The organism is Dolichospermum compactum NIES-806, from assembly GCF_002368115.1.
In the GTDB taxonomy this organism is placed as follows: domain Bacteria; phylum Cyanobacteriota; class Cyanobacteriia; order Cyanobacteriales; family Nostocaceae; genus Dolichospermum; species Dolichospermum compactum.
Genome location: NZ_AP018316.1, coordinates 1,079,419 through 1,097,735, shown reverse-complemented (window position 1 = coordinate 1,097,735; position 18,317 = coordinate 1,079,419). Strand labels below are relative to the sequence as shown.

12 protein-coding genes and 1 tRNA gene are annotated in these 18,317 nt (G+C 39.7%); 12 read left to right on the top strand and 1 reads right to left on the bottom strand.

Annotation, left to right across the window (positions count from 1 at the left end; translation table 11 throughout):
- Positions 1-232 precede the first annotated feature (232 nt).
- The 8 genes from CA730_RS05220 to CA730_RS05175 all read left to right on the top strand — a co-directional run bounded on the left by CA730_RS05220 (position 233) and on the right by CA730_RS05175 (position 12,188).
- Positions 233-952: an ATP-binding response regulator gene (locus CA730_RS05220; RefSeq protein ID WP_096664830.1), complete on the top strand. Its 720-nt coding sequence runs from the start codon at positions 233-235 to the stop codon at positions 950-952.
- Positions 953-1,231: 279 nt separating this feature from the next.
- Positions 1,232-2,860: a peptide chain release factor 3 gene (locus CA730_RS05210; RefSeq protein WP_096664826.1), complete on the top strand. Its 1,629-nt coding sequence runs from the start codon at positions 1,232-1,234 to the stop codon at positions 2,858-2,860.
- A gap of 173 nt (positions 2,861-3,033) precedes the next feature.
- The gene (locus tag CA730_RS05205; protein WP_096664823.1) at positions 3,034-5,160 is read left to right on the top strand and encodes a zinc metalloprotease HtpX; all 2,127 of its coding nucleotides are present in this window, start codon (positions 3,034-3,036) and stop codon (positions 5,158-5,160) included.
- Positions 5,161-5,645: 485 nt separating this feature from the next.
- Positions 5,646-6,155: an RNA recognition motif domain-containing protein gene (locus CA730_RS05200; protein WP_096664820.1), complete on the top strand. Its 510-nt coding sequence runs from the start codon at positions 5,646-5,648 to the stop codon at positions 6,153-6,155.
- A gap of 1,219 nt (positions 6,156-7,374) precedes the next feature.
- Entirely contained in the window at positions 7,375-8,643 is a 1,269-nt protein-coding gene (locus tag CA730_RS05195) for a glycosyltransferase family 4 protein (RefSeq protein ID WP_096664817.1), read from the top strand.
- A gap of 247 nt (positions 8,644-8,890) precedes the next feature.
- A complete protein-coding gene (locus tag CA730_RS25435; protein ID WP_096671296.1) occupies positions 8,891-9,166 on the top strand; it encodes a hypothetical protein in 276 nt (91 codons plus the stop codon).
- A 196-nt stretch (positions 9,167-9,362) separates the two neighbouring features.
- On the top strand, positions 9,363-10,283 hold the full coding sequence (locus tag CA730_RS05185; protein ID WP_096664814.1) for an RpnC/YadD family protein: 921 nt from the start codon (positions 9,363-9,365) through the stop codon (positions 10,281-10,283).
- A gap of 177 nt (positions 10,284-10,460) precedes the next feature.
- Positions 10,461-12,188, top strand: coding sequence for an Rqc2 family fibronectin-binding protein (locus CA730_RS05175; RefSeq protein ID WP_096664808.1), 1,728 nt, complete (start codon positions 10,461-10,463; stop codon positions 12,186-12,188).
- A 351-nt stretch (positions 12,189-12,539) separates the two neighbouring features.
- On the opposite strand, the gene CA730_RS05170 is transcribed toward CA730_RS05175, so the two are convergent.
- Positions 12,540-14,123, bottom strand: coding sequence for an iron uptake porin (locus tag CA730_RS05170; RefSeq protein ID WP_096664805.1), 1,584 nt, complete (start codon positions 14,121-14,123; stop codon positions 12,540-12,542).
- Between the two features lie 257 nt (positions 14,124-14,380).
- On the opposite strand from CA730_RS05170, the gene CA730_RS05165 reads away from it, so the two are divergent.
- The 4 genes from CA730_RS05165 (at position 14,381) to CA730_RS05150 (ending at position 17,540) form a co-directional block, all read left to right on the top strand.
- Positions 14,381-15,397 carry a metal ABC transporter solute-binding protein, Zn/Mn family gene (locus tag CA730_RS05165; RefSeq protein WP_231939983.1) on the top strand — a complete coding sequence of 339 codons (1,017 nt, stop codon included), beginning with the start codon at positions 14,381-14,383 and terminating at the stop codon, positions 15,395-15,397.
- Positions 15,398-15,657: 260 nt separating this feature from the next.
- Positions 15,658-16,440, top strand: a complete 783-nt coding sequence (locus CA730_RS05160) for a metal ABC transporter ATP-binding protein (RefSeq protein WP_096664802.1) — start codon at positions 15,658-15,660, stop codon at positions 16,438-16,440.
- 115 nt (positions 16,441-16,555) lie between these two features.
- Positions 16,556-17,389 (top strand): metal ABC transporter permease, encoded by an 834-nt coding sequence (locus CA730_RS05155; RefSeq protein WP_096664799.1) that lies wholly within the window; start codon positions 16,556-16,558, stop codon positions 17,387-17,389.
- Between the two features lie 78 nt (positions 17,390-17,467).
- A tRNA-Phe gene (locus tag CA730_RS05150) sits at positions 17,468-17,540 on the top strand.
- The last annotated feature ends 777 nt before the right edge of the window (positions 17,541-18,317 follow it).

Below are 18,317 nucleotides of genomic sequence, written 5' to 3'. Positions count from 1 at the left end.
ATAATTAATTTTATTGTTCATATCTATGGATATTAAGTATTACCATTTACTTTACTTAGTATACACGAAATCTGATATACTATAATTTTAAAAAAAGTGTAATTTACTATACTTATATTAAGTAACCTGAGTTGCACAGCAAATAATTCTTCTTTTTACTCCTTCTTGTTTTTTATTTCTCCTGACTCCTGATTTTTCACCAGACCCTAATTTACAGTAAACCAAATCAGTTATGAGCTTAATTCTAATTATTGAGGATGAAAATTCGATTCGGTTAAATCTCCAAGAATTTTTAGAACTAGTAAATTTCTCGGTTATTACCGCCGTAAATGGCAAAATTGGCTTACAGTTAGCTAAACATAGACACCCAGATTTAATTATCTGTGATATTACGATGCCAGAATTGAGTGGATATGAGGTGTTAACAGAACTCAGACGTGATCCTAAGTTGGCTGATGTCCCGTTCATTTTTATAACCGCTAAAGCAGAGCGCTATGATTTTCGTCAAAGCATGGAATTAGGTGCGGATGATTATATTACCAAACCTTTTCAGCCTCATGAAATTTTAGAAGCAGTCAATGCTCGTTTAAAACGACATTCAATTTCTAATCAAGCATATTTAGAAGAGTCCCAAAAATTAGAAATACTCGAACAGGAAATCAAAAAAAATCGGTCGGAACTGCAAGACTCTCAGCAACTAGCGCAAATGCGAGGTAATCTCCTAGATCAAGTCTCCCAAGACTTACGCAATCCGCTTTCTAATATCAACATGGCAATTTGTATGCTTAAACAGGTTAATAATGAAAAAGATAGAGACAAATATTTATTGATATTACAGCAAGAATGTAAACGACAAATTGAGATATTAAATGAGATGAGTAGCTTACAGGAATTACTAACAGATGAAAATGCTAAGTTGCTGAGAACTTACAAACTATTGGGAAAACTTTAATTAATTTAGGAGTCAGGAGTCACCGAGTCACCGAGTCAGAAGAAAGAAGAAAGAAGAAAGAAGAAAGAAGAATAGTTTTCACCAATTACCTGTTCTCTGTTCTCTGTTCTCTGTTCTCTGTTCTCTGTTCTCTGTTCTCTGTTCTCTGTTCTCTGTTCTCTGTTCTCTGTTCTCTGTTCTCTGTTCTCTGTTCTCTGTTCTCTGTTCTCTGTTCTCTGTTCTCTGTTCCCTGTTGCTAAAAAAGATTACATTTAATAAAGTTAAAAACAAATAACCAATATGTCCATTGAACTGCAAACAGAACTAGGTCAAGCGGTGGAACAGCGTCGCAACTTTGCGATTATTTCTCACCCTGATGCTGGTAAAACTACCTTGACTGAAAAACTATTATTGTACGGGGGTGCTATCCACGAAGCTGGAGCAGTCAAAGCCCGCAGAGACCAGCGGAAAGTGACTTCTGACTGGATGGCAATGGAACAACAACGGGGAATTTCCGTCACTTCAACGGTGTTACAATTTGCCTATCGTAACTGTCAAATTAATTTACTTGACACTCCTGGACACCAAGATTTTAGTGAAGACACCTATCGGACATTAGCAGCGGCAGATAATGCGGTTATGCTGATTGATGCGGCTAAAGGTTTAGAACCGCAAACCCGGAAATTGTTTGAAGTCTGTAAAATGCGGGGGATTCCCATTTTCACCTTTGTGAATAAACTTGACCGTCCAGGTAGAGAACCCATAGATTTGTTGGATGAAATTGAGAAAGAACTGGGATTACAGACATACGCAGTGAATTGGCCTATTGGTATGGGCGATCGCTTCAAAGGAGTTTTTGACCGCCAACAACAGCAAGTTCATTTATTTGAACGGAGTTTTCATGGTAGTAAGGAAGCAAGGGAAACTGTTCTTGATATAGGCGATCCCCAACTAGAAACCTTACTAGAAAAAGAACTTTACCACCAACTAAAAGACGAATTAGAACTCTTAGAAGGAGTTTGTCCAGAACTAGATTTAGACCTGGTACACGCTGGCAAAATGACCCCAGTATTTTTTGGTAGCGCCATGACCAACTTTGGGGTGGAATTATTCCTGGAAAACTTCCTCGACTTTGCCCTCAAACCAGGTACACATAGCAGCAGCGTCGGCGATATTCCCCCCACTTATCCAGAATTTACCGGATTTATTTTCAAACTCCAAGCCAACATGGACCCCAAACACCGCGATAGAGTAGCTTTTGTCCGGGTTTGCACAGGCAAGTTTGAAAAAGATATGACAGTAAATCATGCTCGAACTGGCAAAGTTGTCCGTCTATCTCGTCCGCAAAAACTATTTGCCCAAGAAAGAGAATCTATTGATGTTGCTTATCCAGGGGACGTGATTGGTTTAAATAATCCGGGTGTTTTTGCAATTGGCGATACTATTTATACAGGACAAAAACTAGAATATGAGGGAATTCCTTATTTCTCACCGGAACTTTTTGCTACTTTGAGAAACCCCAACCCGTCGAAATTTAAGCAGTTTCAAAAAGGTGTTTCTGAATTGCGAGAAGAAGGGGCTGTACAAATTATGTATTCAACTGATGAAGCCAAGCGTGAGCCAATTTTGGCAGCGGTTGGTCAGTTGCAATTTGAGGTAGTCCAGTTCCGTTTACAAAATGAGTATGGTGTAGAAACCATTCTTGATTTGTTACCCTACAGTGTCGCCCGTTGGGTTTTGGGTGGTTGGGAAGCCTTAAAACAGGTGGGACGTTTATTCAATACCACCACTGTTAAAGATAGCATGGGACGACCTGTGTTGTTATTCCGCAATGAATGGAATTGTCAACAGTTAGAAGGTGATCATCCAGGATTGAAGTTAAGTGCGATCGCACCCGTCTTTTCCCATCAACAATCGGTAGAGAGTTAGGAGTTAGGAGTTCGGAGTCAGGAGTTCAGGAGTTCAGGAGTCAGGAGTCAGGAGTTCAGGAGGAAGAAGAATTTTCTCAATAACCAATGACCAATGACCAATGACCAATTATCAGGGTATATCAACGAGCGTGCTATTTGTCACCGAGAACAGATTGGAGTACCAAAGTTTGTATGCCTTCCTATGCTGAATCATGTTTAGAGGCTGGTTTAGCTGCCCTCAAGCAGGGAAATTACTATACAGCGATCGCTAACCTTGAACCACTAGCCAAAAATCAAACCGAAGAAAAGATTTATTTACAAGCACAAGTGGGGTTAGTTATGTCCTATGCCCGCACTGGCGAAGTCTCCAAAGCGATCGTCCTGTGCCAAAATTTGATCGCCAATAGTAGTCCCCAAGTTCAAGAGTGGTCAAAACTTGCTCTTGAACACCTGCATAAACGCAAAAACCAGCAGAAAAAATCTCGCAAACCTAAGACTGGACTTATCTCCGGTTTAACCAATTCCTCACAACAGCCACAAACCGCTTATGTTGGGGCTGATAGTAATACTCATATTCAACCCGTTAGCATTTATTGGCGAAATGCTAGACGTGCTAAAGTCTGGCAACCCCTTCGCAAGCCTAATATTATTCCCTCCCGACTGCTTGCCCTCTTCACATTCATGGCACTATTTTGGACGTGCCGAGAAGTGCTGAAATTTGGATTGGGTTCAATTAATCAAATTCTATATCAACTACCATACTTAGAACCCATCCAGATTTTATATCGCGATCCTAGTAACTTGATTTTAGGGTTATTTATAATCTTAATGGTATCATCCCCTTGGTTACTCGACTGGGCACTAACGAGATTTTCTGGCCAGGAAGAGTTGTCCAAAGAAAAATTAAACTCCTACAGTCGGGAAACAGTAAGGGTATTACAAAGGGCTTGTCAACAGCGGAGCTGGACTACTCCCCAACTGAGGATATTACCAATTGCTGCCCCCATGATTATCAGTTATGGCAACCTGCCCCGCACAGCCAGAATAACTGTTAGTCAAGGCTTATTAGAACAACTGGCAGATGATGAAATAGCCGCCATCTATGCTTTATCCTTGGGGCAAATTGGGCGTTGGGACTTTGGGGTGATGTCCTTAGTGCTACTCGTAACCATGCCATTTTATGGCATATATCAGCAAGTGTCAGTTTGGGGAAATCATCATCAGAGTAAAATTTGGCGTTGGCCAGGTACAGCTTTAGCCGCCATTAACTATGGAATTTGGTGTCTGTTCACAGGCACAGCCTTACTTAATTCTCGGTTGCGACTTTACCATAGCGATCGCCTGTCCGCAGAAATCACCGGTAATCCCAATGGACTAATTCGCGCCTTATTGAAAATATCCATTGGTGTAGCTCATGATGTCAGACTCAAAGAACAGACCTGCTGGCAGTTAGAAAGCCTGAATCTCCTTTCGCCCGTCGCATACCAGCACAGCATAGTTTTAGGTAGCAGCGCAGGTCATCTACCTTTTGAATCATTTTTAAAATGGGAAAATTTTCATCCCTACCGTCAATGGTTAACAATCAACAGTTGTCATCCAGCAATAGGCGATCGCATCGAACGTCTTTGTGAAATAGCCCGCCATTGGCATTTGGACACCGAATTATATCAAACAACCCCATCACAACCCATCCTCATTAAGCCCCAAACCTTCTGTTTACAAATTGCCCCTTGGTTGGGAATCCCCCTTGGTCTTCTCTTCGCCTGTCTGATTTGGTTAGTTTGGCAAACAGCATACACCTTACATTTGTTAAACTTAAAATGGATTTATGATAATTGGTCTTTTGTTACAGGTTGTATGTTAATTGGTTTTAGCATTGGCACAGTCATGCGAATAAATGCTTTATTTCCCGAAATTATCCCTGCAAATGTTCAAAAAGACGAAAACTTGATCAACTTATTAGCAGATCCAGCAATTTTACCAATTGATAGCACTAAAATCCGTTTTACTGGTAAACTGTTAGGCCGTCCCGGAATTGGTAATTGTTTAGCACAAGACCTAATCCTACAAACTAGCCAAGGTTTAATGAAATTACATCATATTCCCTGGTTAGGAAAGTCATTCAATCCTCAAGACTTGATTGGCAGACAAATCACTGTCACAGGTTGGTTACGACGTGGGGCAACTCCCTGGATTGATCTCCAAACCCTAGAAACCCAAAGTGGCAAAAAAATTTATAGCCCTCATCCTATTTGGTCTACTGTCGTCGCAGTCGTTGCCCAAGCTTGGGGTGCTTATATTATGCTTACAGGGTCTTAGTCAGTTGTCAGTTGTCATTAGTCATTGGTCATTGGGAAAAATATTCCCCCTGCTCCCTGCCCCCTTGCCTTAAAAATGTGTTTTATGTTACGATAAACTAATACTATTGGCTATTGGCGGAAAAGTTGCTGCTGAACTAGCTACGTAGAAAATACCATGATAATGTTAAGGAATGGTATTTTGTTCTGCGGGCAAGAATTAAGAAGAATGAATTTACTGTGGTGGATAGTTGGCTATTAAATTAACAATTCCTAAAATTAAAGTGATATTAGCCCACGATTGCATAATTGCTTTCGTGGCGAATAAGCTTGATCCCAACAAAAAACTGTATTCTATAAGTTGATAGCATGACTCACGCCACGCTACAATATCGGATTGCAGAAATTGGTTTGTGGCAGTTTTAGTCCATAGTATCTATTCAAAAACCAAAGCCAATTTATTGTTTTTGTCTTGCCCTGTTTAATCCCAATTCGGAGGTATGTTCCATGTCCATTCGCCTATATATAGGAAATTTGCCAAAAGAAGAAATAGATCGTCAAGATTTGCAAGCTGTGTTTGCAGAAGAAGGCGATGCTGTCACCACCAAACTAATTAAAGACCGGAAAACAGGCAAATGCCGGGGTTTCGGGTTTTTAACAGTGAATAATGACGAACAAGCAGATCAAATTATTGAAAAATATAATGGTCAAATGTTCAAAGATACACCCATTAAGCTAGAAAAAGCTTTACCACGGACTAAAGGTGAGGAAGGTGAAGAACAACCACAACAACAAGTTCCCAAACCAATTATCCAAGGTAGTAGCACCCCTAGTCCTAGCGGCAATAAAGAGGGTAATCGTCGCGATAGAAGTAAGAAATCTCGGCGTGGTAGCGGTGGTGGTAGTGCGCGTGAGACTGCTACTAGCGTTGATAACGAAGCTTTTCGTCCAGATCCCCGTTGGGCAGCGGATTTAGAAAAGCTAAAACAAATGCTGTCAGCACAAACTACCAACTAAATTGTCTGTTTAGCCACGAAAGTCCAAATTTAATCAACAAGTAGTGCAGGTAGCTATATCAGGTTATCTGCACTACTTGTTTTGGTGATTTTTGTAGTTTGACCGAAAAATGTTAGATTTTGGATTTTAGATTGGGACTTTTCGGTACAAGTTCCCCGCCCCTTCAGGATGGAACTATACTCAAAACGGCTAGAAGCTGGACTTTTTTATCATACAAAGAACAAGTTCAAAGCCTCTCCAGTATTAGTGTACACTCAAGTCTTAGAATTTCCCCTATGACTTGGTTTCGTTATCTAATTTTAGGCTGTGCGATAGCGTTCGCGGTAATCGCTCTGGAAGTCTTTCATTGCCTTCCCATAGCGTCTCCCACAGAGGAGGAATAACGAAGCGATAGCGAAGCGCTCCGTAGGAATCGCAAAAACCACGGGATTATGTAATTACTTGCGCTCGTAATGACAATTTCAGGGGTCTATAACGCCTGAAACCCTTGCAGATACCACTTGTGTGTACACCGTAGCCTAAAAGGAGAGGGTTAGGGAGAGGTGCAAAGGAGAGGTTTACCAGAGGGGTTTCATATTTGGTTAAACTATTAACCGTTTTCAGTATAATCAAAAATACTCGCTGCGCTGCGTACGCTTCGCTAACGTCAATCTAAAATCCTCAATCTCCACACTTGGTGGAGTCAATCCAAAATCTGTTGACGGCGTGATTACACAAAATTTGTGATTTTTCACGAAAACTGTATCTAAATTAACAAAAATTCTCACAATGTAGGAATAGTATAAGCTAATACAATTAGCTTAATTAAATCAAGGGTTTTGAAAGTAATGGTAATTAAGGTGATATTTTCGGCGATTTGATTTTGATGTATTGACTTTAAGGAAAATTATTTTGATTGCTTGAACCTTGTAAATAATCAACTGTAAATATCTAACTTATGATGTGGCGTTGCTACTTCAGATAGGTTTTATCATGGATTAACTAATATATCATGATAGATAATATTTGTTTGTCTATATCAAAAGATAGGCAACAATATCTATCAAGGGTATTAAATATAAATATAGCAAGTGGGGAAAATTAACTAATATTTTGGCGATAGTTAAAATATAATAAGTATTAATTATTCAAGGTTCCCCGCAAGAAACAGATTTCAGTTTAATAACCGCAAGTTGAAAATTAACTCCCATATTGTTGAAATCGGAAACAGAAAAAATCTATGAAATCTACCAATAAAAAACAAATTGCTTTAATTTCAGTTCATGGTGATCCAGCGATTGAAATAGGCAGAGAAGAGGCAGGAGGACAAAATGTTTATGTCCGCCAAGTGGGTGAATCCCTGGCACAGCTAGGATGGCAGGTAGATATGTTTAGCCGGAGGGTCAGTGCTGATCAAGAAAGGATAGTGCAACATAACCCTAATTGTCGGACTATTCGGTTAACCGCAGGTCCGGTAGAATTTGTGCCAAGAGATCAGGGTTTTCAATATTTGCCAGATTTCGTATTTCAGTTACTAGAATTTCAAAAAGAAGCTGGGATTAATTATGATTTAGTACATACTAATTATTGGTTATCTAGCTGGGTAGGAATGGAACTAAAGAAAAGACAAGGAACTAAACAGGTTCATACTTACCATTCTTTAGGGGTGATCAAATACAACACCATAGAAAATATTCCTCTGGTGGCAAGTCAACGTTTAATAGTAGAAAAACAAGTATTGGAAACAGCAGAAAGAATTGTTGCCACCAGTCCCCAAGAACAAGAACATATGCGATCGCTTGTTTCCCAAAAAGGCAAAATTGATATTATTCCCTGTGGAACAGATATTCAGCAGTTTGGTTCGGTGGAAAGACAAGCTGCCAGAGCTACTTTAGGAATTGATCCAGAAGCTAAAGTGGTGTTATATGTCGGTAGATTTGACCCCCGAAAAGGCATAGAAACCTTGATCAGGGCAATGCGAGAGTCGAAGTTTTATGAATCCAAACAATTGCAGTTGATTATTGGTGGCGGTTGTACACCGGGGAATAGTGATGAAAAAGAACGTGATCGCCTCACCGGAATTGTCAACGAGTTAGGAATGGGTGAATGTACCTCTTTTCCCGGTTGTTTGAGTCGGCATATATTACCAGCTTATTTTGCTGCTGCTGATGTTTGTGTTGTTCCCAGCCATTATGAACCCTTTGGATTAGTAGCTATCGAAGCGATGGCCTGCGGTACACCTGTAGTTGCTAGTGATGTCGGTGGATTACAGTTCACTGTTGTCAACGAAGAAACTGGTTTATTAGTGCCGCCGCAAAACGTCCCAGCTTTTAACCACGCTATTGATCGGATTCTCAGTAATCCTGCATGGCAGCAAGAACTAGGAAAAGCTGCTAAAAAGCGTGTTATCAATAAATTTAGCTGGCATGGTGTAGCGAGTCAGTTAGATGAACTCTATACCCAACTTTTACAGCAATCTGTGAGAGAACCCGCATTAGCTAGTAAATAGGTAACAGGCAGAAGGCAGTTGGCAAGGGGCAGGAGGAATATTTATTCCTAATGACAACTGACAATCCGTGCATAGTTGTAAGATAGGAAAGCATCATGGCAAGAGAAAATAGAAATTGAGTAAGAATTGATGACGGGGATTAAAATCCTACGAATCGCTTATATCTCACAGGCTTTAGCCTCTGAGCTTTACGCTTACCGGATATTCCTGTAAGCTCTAAACATAGTTGCAGTTAGACGGTGAAATGATGGAAGTTCAAGAAATCAAAAAATTCCCAAAGCCCAGGAAACCAGACAGCGAATCCCAAAATTTTCAGCACGTCAAGATCCTTGACTGCAACGAACCAGTATGCAGGGTAATTTGTGAATGTTGGCACTGCAAACAAGGGATATTATGTGAAGTAGATGTATCATCTTCACAGTATTTAGAGGTAGAATGCCCAAGTTGTGGGAAAACTGCCGTAAGACTGATGGCAGAAAAGGTGATTTCCACTACACCCATCCCTTCACCTTGGCAAGGATGAGTGAATTTTAGATTTTGGATTTTGGATTTTGGATGATACTCGTGACGGCTGAGATTTGAATTTTTACAAAATTGCGAGAAACCCAGATATGTAGGAGTTTAGCAGTGCTAAAAACTCCTACGTTTTACTAAGCGATCGCCATCACCAAAAAAATCTTGAATTAATCAATCATTCTGTCGTAAAACTATTAATGTAAATGACTCGTTTTATACATGATCAATTCGCAAAACAATATCTAACGGAATTATTAACGCCTTATGGAGAGGTAGAAACCAGCAAAGATATTACCGCAGAAGTCAGACAAATAGATGTATTATTTATTCCTTCACCCCAACCCACACAAAGTCTAGAAACACTAGGAATACTGGGGAAAATGGTGATAAATTATGCCATATTTGAACCATTCCGTAATGCCGTCAGTAAAAGTGAAATTCGCAGTTGTCTAGGTAAATTGTTTGATATTCATGCAGACCTTGAACGGCAAGCAAAACGTAAGGATACGCGAATAAATGAAACAGAATTAGCTCAATTATGGATTTTTACACCTACAGTATCATCAGAAATCCTAGAGAGTTTTCATGGGACTCTGGATGAAGCAAACTGGGGAAAAGGTATTTATTTCTTGCCAAAAGGATTTAAAACCGTAGTTGTGGCAATTCATCAACTACTGAGTACACCCGAAACACTGTTTTTGAGGATTTTAGGAAAAGGGAAGGTACAAAGACAAGCGGTAGAAGAATTAGAAGCACTAGCAAATAATAGTCCGTTCCTTTCGGATATTATACAATTAGTAAATAACCTAATTGCTGTGTTGTCGGCTCGTCAGCGTCAAGAACAAGATATTGATAAAGATGATCAGGAGTTAATTATGAAATTATCAGAAATGTATCAACAACAATTAGAAGAACTAAAAAAACAAGGACTTCAAGAAGGACGACAAGAAGGTATAGAAAGAGAACGACGCGCTATGATTGAAAGTATATTGCAAGTACGTTTTGGTGCAGTTGATTCACAGTTAGCATCAATTATCAACCCTTTAATTGCTATGTCCAGAGAAGAATTCACACCGTTGCTTCTACAATTGTCTCGTGAGGAATTATTAGCTAGATTTGAGTGAATCTTACAAAAAAGGGAACAGGGAAAAGGAAACAGGGAACAGGGATAAGATTCATTATTCAAAATTTTTGTCTGAAATCAGAGAACATAGACTTAGCAAGCTGAAAAATATTTATTTAATGAACCCAGAAAATAATCAAGAAAAAAGTAATTTTGCCGTGAAAAAGGGGTAATTGTTTTGCAACCCCTGGACTTTACTGCTTTAACCGCCGCTTGTGGCGAAATCCGCGCTAATTGGTTGCCTGCCCGCATAGAACAGGTATATCAGCGCGATCGCTTTACCATTGCCATTGCCTTACGCACCTTAAATCAACGGGGTTGGCTGGATATTTCCTGGCATCCTCAAGCCGCCCATATTTGTATTAGTGAACCACCACCACGCGCCCCAGATACTTTTACTTTTAGTCAGCAGTTAAGACATCAATTAGGTGGTTTGGCTTTAGTTGGGATTGAAGCTATTTCACCTTGGGAACGAGTTATTGATTTACAATTTGCCCGTCGTCCTGGAGAAACTGCCCTTTATCACGTTTATGCGGAAGTGATGGGCAAATATAGTAATGTGATTTTAACTGATGCGAGTAATGAAATTATCACCGCTGCCCATCAAGTTAGTCAGCAACAATCTAGTGTTCGTCCCATTCAAACGGGACAAAATTACGAAACACCACCGAAACTGACGGGAAAAGTTCCCAATTTAAGCGAATCTGGGGAACGTTGGCAAGAACGGGTAAGTTTAGTTCCCGGAGGAATTAAACGCCAGTTACTCAAAAGTTATAGTGGTTTAAGTTCGGCTTTGCTAGATACTATGCTGTTGGCGGCAAATATCATCCCAGATACGAATACTGACGAACTTACTCCCCAAGATTGGCAAAATTTATTTCAACGTTGGCAAGAATGGTTACAAGCTTTAGATTTAGGTAAATTCCAACCTGCTTGGACTGAGAATGGATATACCGTGATGGGTTGGGGTGGATTTGCACCTACAAAAAATGTTCAAGAGTTACTTTACCGTTATTATTCTGATCAACTGAATGAACAGTTATTTGTGCAACTGCGTCATCAGTTAAGTCAGAAATTGTTGAATATTTTGGGCAAATTAAGGGTCAAGGCAAAAACTTTTAGCGATCGCCTGCAACAATCAGATCAGGCTGAAGAATATCGTCAAAAAGCTGACTTATTAATGGCTAACCTGCACCATTGGCAACCAGGAATGCAGGAAATAATTCTACCAGATTTTGAAACTGAACAGCCAATTGCGATCGCTCTTTTGCCTGATAAAAACGCCGTCCAAAATGCCCAAAAGCTTTATAAACAGCACCAAAAACTCAAACGCGCCCGTGCTGCTGTCGAACCCCTACTATTTGCAGTTAAAGCCGAAATTGACTATCTTGAACAAGTAGAAGCGGCAATTTCACAAATAGACAAATACCAAAATCCAGAAGATTTACAGGCTTTAGAAGAAATCCGCGACGAACTTATTGGGCAAAAATATCTAGAAGACCTAGAATATCGCAGCCGTAGCAGTAACAATACCCCCGGCACTAATTTTCATCGTTACCGCAGTCCGAGTGGCTTTGAAGTCCTCATTGGTCGCAATAACATTCAAAATGATCAACTGACATTTCGTGTCGCTGGACACTATGATTTGTGGTTTCACGCCCAAGAAATTCCGGGGAGTCATGTCCTCCTGCGTCTAGAACCGGGTACAGTTGCCGAAGAAGCAGATTTACAATTTACAGCAAATCTAGCAGGTTATTTCAGTCGCGCCCGTCAAAGTGACCAAGTACCAGTAGTTTACACACAACTCAAGCACGTCTACAAACCCAAAGGCGCAAAACCAGGACTTGTAGTTTATAAACAAGAAACGATTATTTGGGGAAAACCGCAATTAGTCATTGGTCATTAGTCATTGGTCATTTTTCCCTGTTCCCTCATCTTTCCTGGAATAGAAAAGCTACTTACCGGAAGACAGATATTTTTTGAGATATTTTCATGAAAAAATTGTACTGCCTGTTACAATCTTGTTAAGAAAAGTTGCCCGTTGAATTTTGGGAACGCGCAATTTGGTTTTGACTCTACTGAGAAGACAACTCGAACAACGTTTTTTTATAGACCAGCCCTGTGGGAGGGGTTGGTCTTTTTGTTATCATTCTCAAAATCACACTCATCACAAAAATCACAGTCCAGACATCTTTCCCCAAAGGGAACAGAAACAATATCTGAACTATGATTTGTGAGATTTATCTGATTGCTATGATTAGAAACTGAAGGTCGTTCTCAAAGCACCAATCACTAAATTACCATTGCTATCATTGTGGTCTGGGGCTGTTAGCCAAATTACAGCAGGAGTAATGGTGATATTGTCGCTGACCTTGTATTGGTAAAATCCTTCAATGTGATAAGAAGTATTTGGATCTTTTGCAACTCCAGCGCCAGTCGCGCTAGAACTTGTGACTTTTGGTTCCATGCCAACTATGACACCAGCCAAATTACCTTTTTTACCCAAATCAGGGAATCCAAGAGTAACAGCATAGTTCCAAGTGTCAAACTCTCCCTTTGTACCTGTCAAAACTTGACTATTGGTATAACCAGCCCAACCACCGAGAACAAACTTCTTGCTAATTCCTAAAGATGCTTGAACACCATAGGAATTATTGGAAAATTTTTCACCTGAAGTGACGATATCAGATGTAGCGTTATTACTACCAGTGAGTAGTGGTTGATTGTAGGAATTGATATAAGTTAAACCAAGAGAAATGCGATCGCTTGGCTTGACAGTTAACTGCGCTAAAGCACCATAATTCCCATCAAATAGACCGTTGCCAGCAGTGGGGTTATTAGCTGTACTACTTAAATAGCCTAAACTTAAGCCGATTTTATCACCAAACTGATGGTTAACGGCTATACCTTTATCACCCAGTTGTCCATAAATCGGGTTTCTTGTCCCAAAAGTAGACACAGCCCCAAAAGCACCATCACCATCAAACAGATTGACTGTACTGGTAACATCGTCCGCTGCACCAGCATTAGCAATTAGTTTGACTTGGGTATTTTTCCCCAGGGGAAAAGCATACCATAGCCCATCTATGGTAACATCATTAGTACCAGTAGTACCAGGAAGATTGGCAAAAAATAAGTTGCCTTCTTTGGTTTTAATATCAGGGTTGTTGATATTATTACTTTGGATTCTGGTAAAAAGTGTATCTTTTCCAGTGAAACTGCTTACCAATTCCAGCCGTGTTCTTGCGCTTAAAGTAGTATTTTTATCAGTTATGTCCTCATCATTAACTAGTTTATTTGTCAGGACATCACTAACAACCGCCACAACTTGTCCTTGTAGCTTAGTGGTGGTAGAAAATTGATTAGCTTCCAATTCAGCAGTTTTGGCTTCTACTGTATCTACACGCCCTCGGAGGGTGACTAATTCTGCGGAAAATTCCTCTTGCAATTTTTGGATTGTTGCTAAGTCTTGTTTTGTCGTCAAATCAGCGGTAGCAGTAGCAATTAATTCATTGACTCGATCTAAACAAGCATTTAAACCGGCTGCAAATTCGTATCGTGACAACGCCCGATTACCCCGAAAAGTCCCGTTGGGATAACCTGCAATACATCCATAGCGTTCTACCAATGATTGTAAAGCCTGAAATGCCCAATCATTAGGTTGAACATCAGATAATTGAGATACGGAGGTAACTTGAGATACTTCCTGTTCCTGGATATTATTAACTTGTCGTTCTGAATTATTGGTTGGTAATGTTTCTGCCCATGCACCAGAACTCATACATAGCATGGAACTGATCACACTAGAACTGGTAATTAAATACGTCCAAAATTTCTGCATTTTTCCTCACACCTGTGTTTAAAGTTGATAATGCGATACTGAAGTTAGTAAAGCTATTATAATTACTATCAATATAATATAATACAGTTCTCAGTAATTTTCTCACAATAAAAAGTTAAGAAATCTTTATGAACTGGAAATATTCTCAGTATACAGGAGTGTTACCTGAAATTTTCAAATATTCTGTAATTCTTGATACAGTAGCATTTTTCTGATAATTTATATGAGAATGGATCTCATTATGAGATATAATCCCAATGAAGTTTTATTGTCAACCCCAAACCATGAGAAGTTTTAGAGAAGTCAAAATAGATAGAAAAACCAGAAGTTTCTTACCTCTGATTACTTTAGTCATGTTATCAGCAGTTTATGGATGTAATAATACTAACAGTAGTGAAGTTGTCAAAACAGAACCAGCACAAGTCCAAAAATCACCAAAAACTAAGGTAGTGACAACATTTTTACCAGTTTATTTGTTTACTAAAGCAGTAGCCGGAGATGTAGCAGATGTAGAAATTTTAGTTAAGCCCGGTACAGAAATACACGAATATCAAGGGACACCTGCTAATGTAAAAGCGATCGCTACAGCTAAGATACTAGTCAAAAATGGTTTAGGCTTAGAGGAGTTTTTAGCAGATACAATTAAAAATGCTGGAAATTCTCAATTAATGGAAATTGATGCGAGTAAAGGTATTCCAGCTATTAATAAAACTTCCCCCATAGATAAAACAGCAACGGGAGAACATGATCATGATCACGAACACCAATTAGGAAATCCTCATGTTTGGTTAGATCCAGTTTTAGCAAAACAGCAAATCATCAATATTCGAGATGGTTTAATTATCGCAGATCCGGTCAATAAAGCCAACTATCAGACCAATGCAGCGGCTTATGTTCAGAAATTAGATAATTTAAATAATGAATTTCAACAAACTATTAAACAAACACCAAACTGCACCTTTATCACCTTTCATGATGCCTTTCCCTATCTTGCCAAACGTTATAATATTAAACAATTAGCAGTGGTAGAAATTCCTGAAAAGCAACTTTCCCCAACAGATGTCCAAAAAGTGGTGAATACAGTCAAAAAATACAGAGTAAAAGCCCTATTTAGCGAACCAGGATTAGATAACAAATTACTGACAAGTATTTCTCAAGATTTGGGGTTAACTGTGCGGACTTTAGATTCTTTAGAAACTGGTGATACCAATCCAGAGTATTATTTTAAAGCAATGAAAGCTAATTTGGAGAGTTTAGTCGCTGGATGCAAGTAACGTAGGGGTTTAGCAATGCTCATTGGTGTCAACTTAACGTTAAACGGGCGGTTAGAAACCGCGTCTACACAGGCAAAACCCACCTGCGTGGGTTTCAAATCCTTGATTTTTCCTTAGTCCGCGCAGGCGGACTTTGTTTGTGTAGCCGTGAATTCCATTCGCCAGGGCTTAAGTTGACTACTCCTGAATCCTTCTTTTTTTCTGACTTCTGACTCCTGCTATATCACTATAAATTATTGGCATCTTAAATCCTAACTTCCATGACTGACGAACAAGCAGAATTTACATTACCAATATTAAAAGTTTCTGGGTTAATAGTCTACCAAGGCAGCTATTTAGCTGTGCGAGATGTTTCCTTTGAATTATTAGCAGGAACAGATACAGCAATAGTTGGTCCGAATGGGGCTGGGAAAAGTACCTTAATCAAAGCTATTTTAGATTTAATTCCCCGCAGTGCTGGAACAATTGAAGTTTTTGGTCGCCCAATTTCTAGACTAGGAAATTTGCGGAATCAGTTGGGATATATGCCACAAAACTTTATTTTTGATCGCAGTTTTCCAATTTCGGTTAGTGAATTGGTAGCTTTAGGAATAGGTAATAGGAAATATTCATTGTTCTCGAAATTTTGGCAACAAAAACGGGAAACATCAGTAGCAGTCACCGCAGCTTTACACCGTACTGATGCTTATCGCTTCCGAAATCAAGCTATTGGCACTCTTAGCGGTGGTCAATTGAAACGGGTATTATTGGCTTATTGTTTGGTAACACGGCGAAAATTGTTAGTATTGGATGAAGCTTTTGCAGGGGTAGATGTGCAAGGAACAACGGATTTTTATGCTTTGTTAAACGAATTAAAACGAGAAGAGAATTGGACAGTGTTGCAAGTTTCCCATGATATTGATATGGTAAGCCGTCATTGCGATCGCGTCATCTGTCTCAATCAAACTCTTGTCTGTTCCGGTAAACCGGAAATAGCCCTTTCCCCAAAAAATCTTCTAGCTACTTATGGTCCTGGTTTTAGTCGCTATGAACATCATCATTAGGGAATTGGTAATTGGTAATTGGTAATTGGTAATTGGTAATAAACTTTTCTTCTTCCTCCTGACTCCTGACTCCTGACTCCTAACTTCTGACTCCTGACTCCTGACTCCTCTTAATATGACCATTAACTATCATGACTTGGTGAATTTATTACAATTTCCTTTTATGCAGCGTGCCATTATGGGTGCTGTGTTAATGGGCATTTTAGGCGGTTTATTGGGTAGTTTCGTTACCTTACGGCAATTATCTTTTTTTAGTCATGCCGTTGGTCATGCAGCCCTGGTAGGTGTGGCGTTAGGCGTGCTACTCAACACTAATCCTACTTGGATGTTACTCCCGTTTACCTTAATCTTTGGAGTTGTTGTTCTCTACCTAATTGATAAAACTGATTTAGCCAGTGATAGCGTTCTCAGCATAGTGCTATCTGGGGCACTAGCGATCGGTGTAATTCTCACCAGTTTTATTAAAGGATATCGCGGTAACTTAATGGGCGTGCTATTTGGCGATATTTTAGCCATAGATAACACAGATTTAATATTGACGCTATTGGTGCTTGTTGGTAGCAGCGTTTTTTTATTATCAACCCTACCACAACAGATTTTATTAACTCTTAATCCCGACGTTGCTCAAGTCCAAGGCATACCTGTACAATTATATCGCTACGGGTTTGTTGTTTTACTTTCCCTCGCCGTAGCTGTAGCAATTAAAGCCGTTGGTGTTTTATTAGTAAATGCGTTTTTGGTAATTCCGGCTGCTACAGCCAAACTCATGAGTCACCATTTCAGCCGCTTTCTAATTCTATCGGTGGTTGTCGGTTCTAGCAGTAGTATCGCGGGAATGATGGTTTCTGGCTTGTTTAACCTAGCATCTGGACCAAGTATTGTTTTTGTGCAGTTTTTGGTATTTGTGGCTGTATTTAGCTGGGTGAAGTTGACAATGAAGGTCGGCTAAAATTCTTTTGAATAACACCTTGACTAATCTTTTTTATCATGCTAGATTTATTGACGGTGGTGAATAAAAAAGCCCCACGCCGGGATAGCTCAGTTGGTAGAGCAGAGGACTGAAAATCCTCGTGTCACGAGTTCAAGTCTCGTTCCTGGCATCATATCTAAACACTGGTGAGATTTAAACTTTTGCCAAATGACAAAGAACCCAGATGTGCAGGGGTTTAGCACTGCTTAATGGTGTCAACTTAAGCCCTGGCGAATGGAATTGACGGCTACACAAACAAAGTCCGCCTGCGCGGACTAAGGAAAAATCAAGGATTGAAACCCACGCAGGTGGGTTTTGCCTGTGTAGACGCGGTTTTTAACCGCCCGTTTTACTATCCCGCAAAGAACTCAAGTCATCTTATTCCCAGTCAGAGACTGGGAATGAATTCTAGAAGGCTCTGCCTTCAATAATATTAGAGGCAGAGCCTCATCAACTGTATTCCTAGTCAGAGACTAGGAACGAGATGTGGTAGGGATTTGAGCTTAAGTTGACACCAATGAAGCTCTTGCTTTACTCCTACACATCTGGGTTCTTTGTCATTTGGCAAAAGTTTAAATCTCACCCGTGTTTAGTATAACTGGATTACTTGCTGATAATTTTAGTGACTTTTATCATAGCAAACAACCTAATCCGCCCAATCTTTTAATCCCTATAATCCGCGATTCTGACTTTGTCGGAGGCACATCGCCGGATTCGTTAAGAATTGTAAAACCATAAGAATGTAAGGATTAAAATGTCATGAAACCTTAAAATGAAAATTGCTGTGATCTGAACTAGCGATCGCCATGATTAATATTATTATAGATTAGGCTGGTTTTAGAGAACTCCTTGCAGCAGCGCTGAGGCGATCGCTTTTCACCAAACTTCCGTACCTCAAGGAATTTTT

Excerpts from the sequence above, each read along its gene's own strand:
- CA730_RS05220 (WP_096664830.1), top strand. The coding sequence starts at position 233 with ATGAGCTTAATTCTAATTATTGAGGATGAAAATTCGATTCGGTTAAAT.
- CA730_RS05210 (WP_096664826.1), top strand. The coding sequence starts at position 1,232 with ATGTCCATTGAACTGCAAACAGAACTAGGTCAAGCGGTGGAACAGCGT.
- CA730_RS05205 (WP_096664823.1), top strand. The coding sequence starts at position 3,034 with ATGCCTTCCTATGCTGAATCATGTTTAGAGGCTGGTTTAGCTGCCCTC.
- CA730_RS05200 (WP_096664820.1), top strand. The coding sequence starts at position 5,646 with ATGTCCATTCGCCTATATATAGGAAATTTGCCAAAAGAAGAAATAGAT.
- CA730_RS05195 (WP_096664817.1), top strand. The coding sequence starts at position 7,375 with ATGAAATCTACCAATAAAAAACAAATTGCTTTAATTTCAGTTCATGGT.
- CA730_RS25435 (WP_096671296.1), top strand. The coding sequence starts at position 8,891 with ATGGAAGTTCAAGAAATCAAAAAATTCCCAAAGCCCAGGAAACCAGAC.
- CA730_RS05185 (WP_096664814.1), top strand. The coding sequence starts at position 9,363 with ATGACTCGTTTTATACATGATCAATTCGCAAAACAATATCTAACGGAA.
- CA730_RS05170 (WP_096664805.1), bottom strand. The coding sequence starts at position 14,123 with ATGCAGAAATTTTGGACGTATTTAATTACCAGTTCTAGTGTGATCAGT.
- CA730_RS05165 (WP_231939983.1), top strand. The coding sequence starts at position 14,381 with ATGAAGTTTTATTGTCAACCCCAAACCATGAGAAGTTTTAGAGAAGTC.
- CA730_RS05160 (WP_096664802.1), top strand. The coding sequence starts at position 15,658 with ATGACTGACGAACAAGCAGAATTTACATTACCAATATTAAAAGTTTCT.
- CA730_RS05155 (WP_096664799.1), top strand. The coding sequence starts at position 16,556 with ATGACCATTAACTATCATGACTTGGTGAATTTATTACAATTTCCTTTT.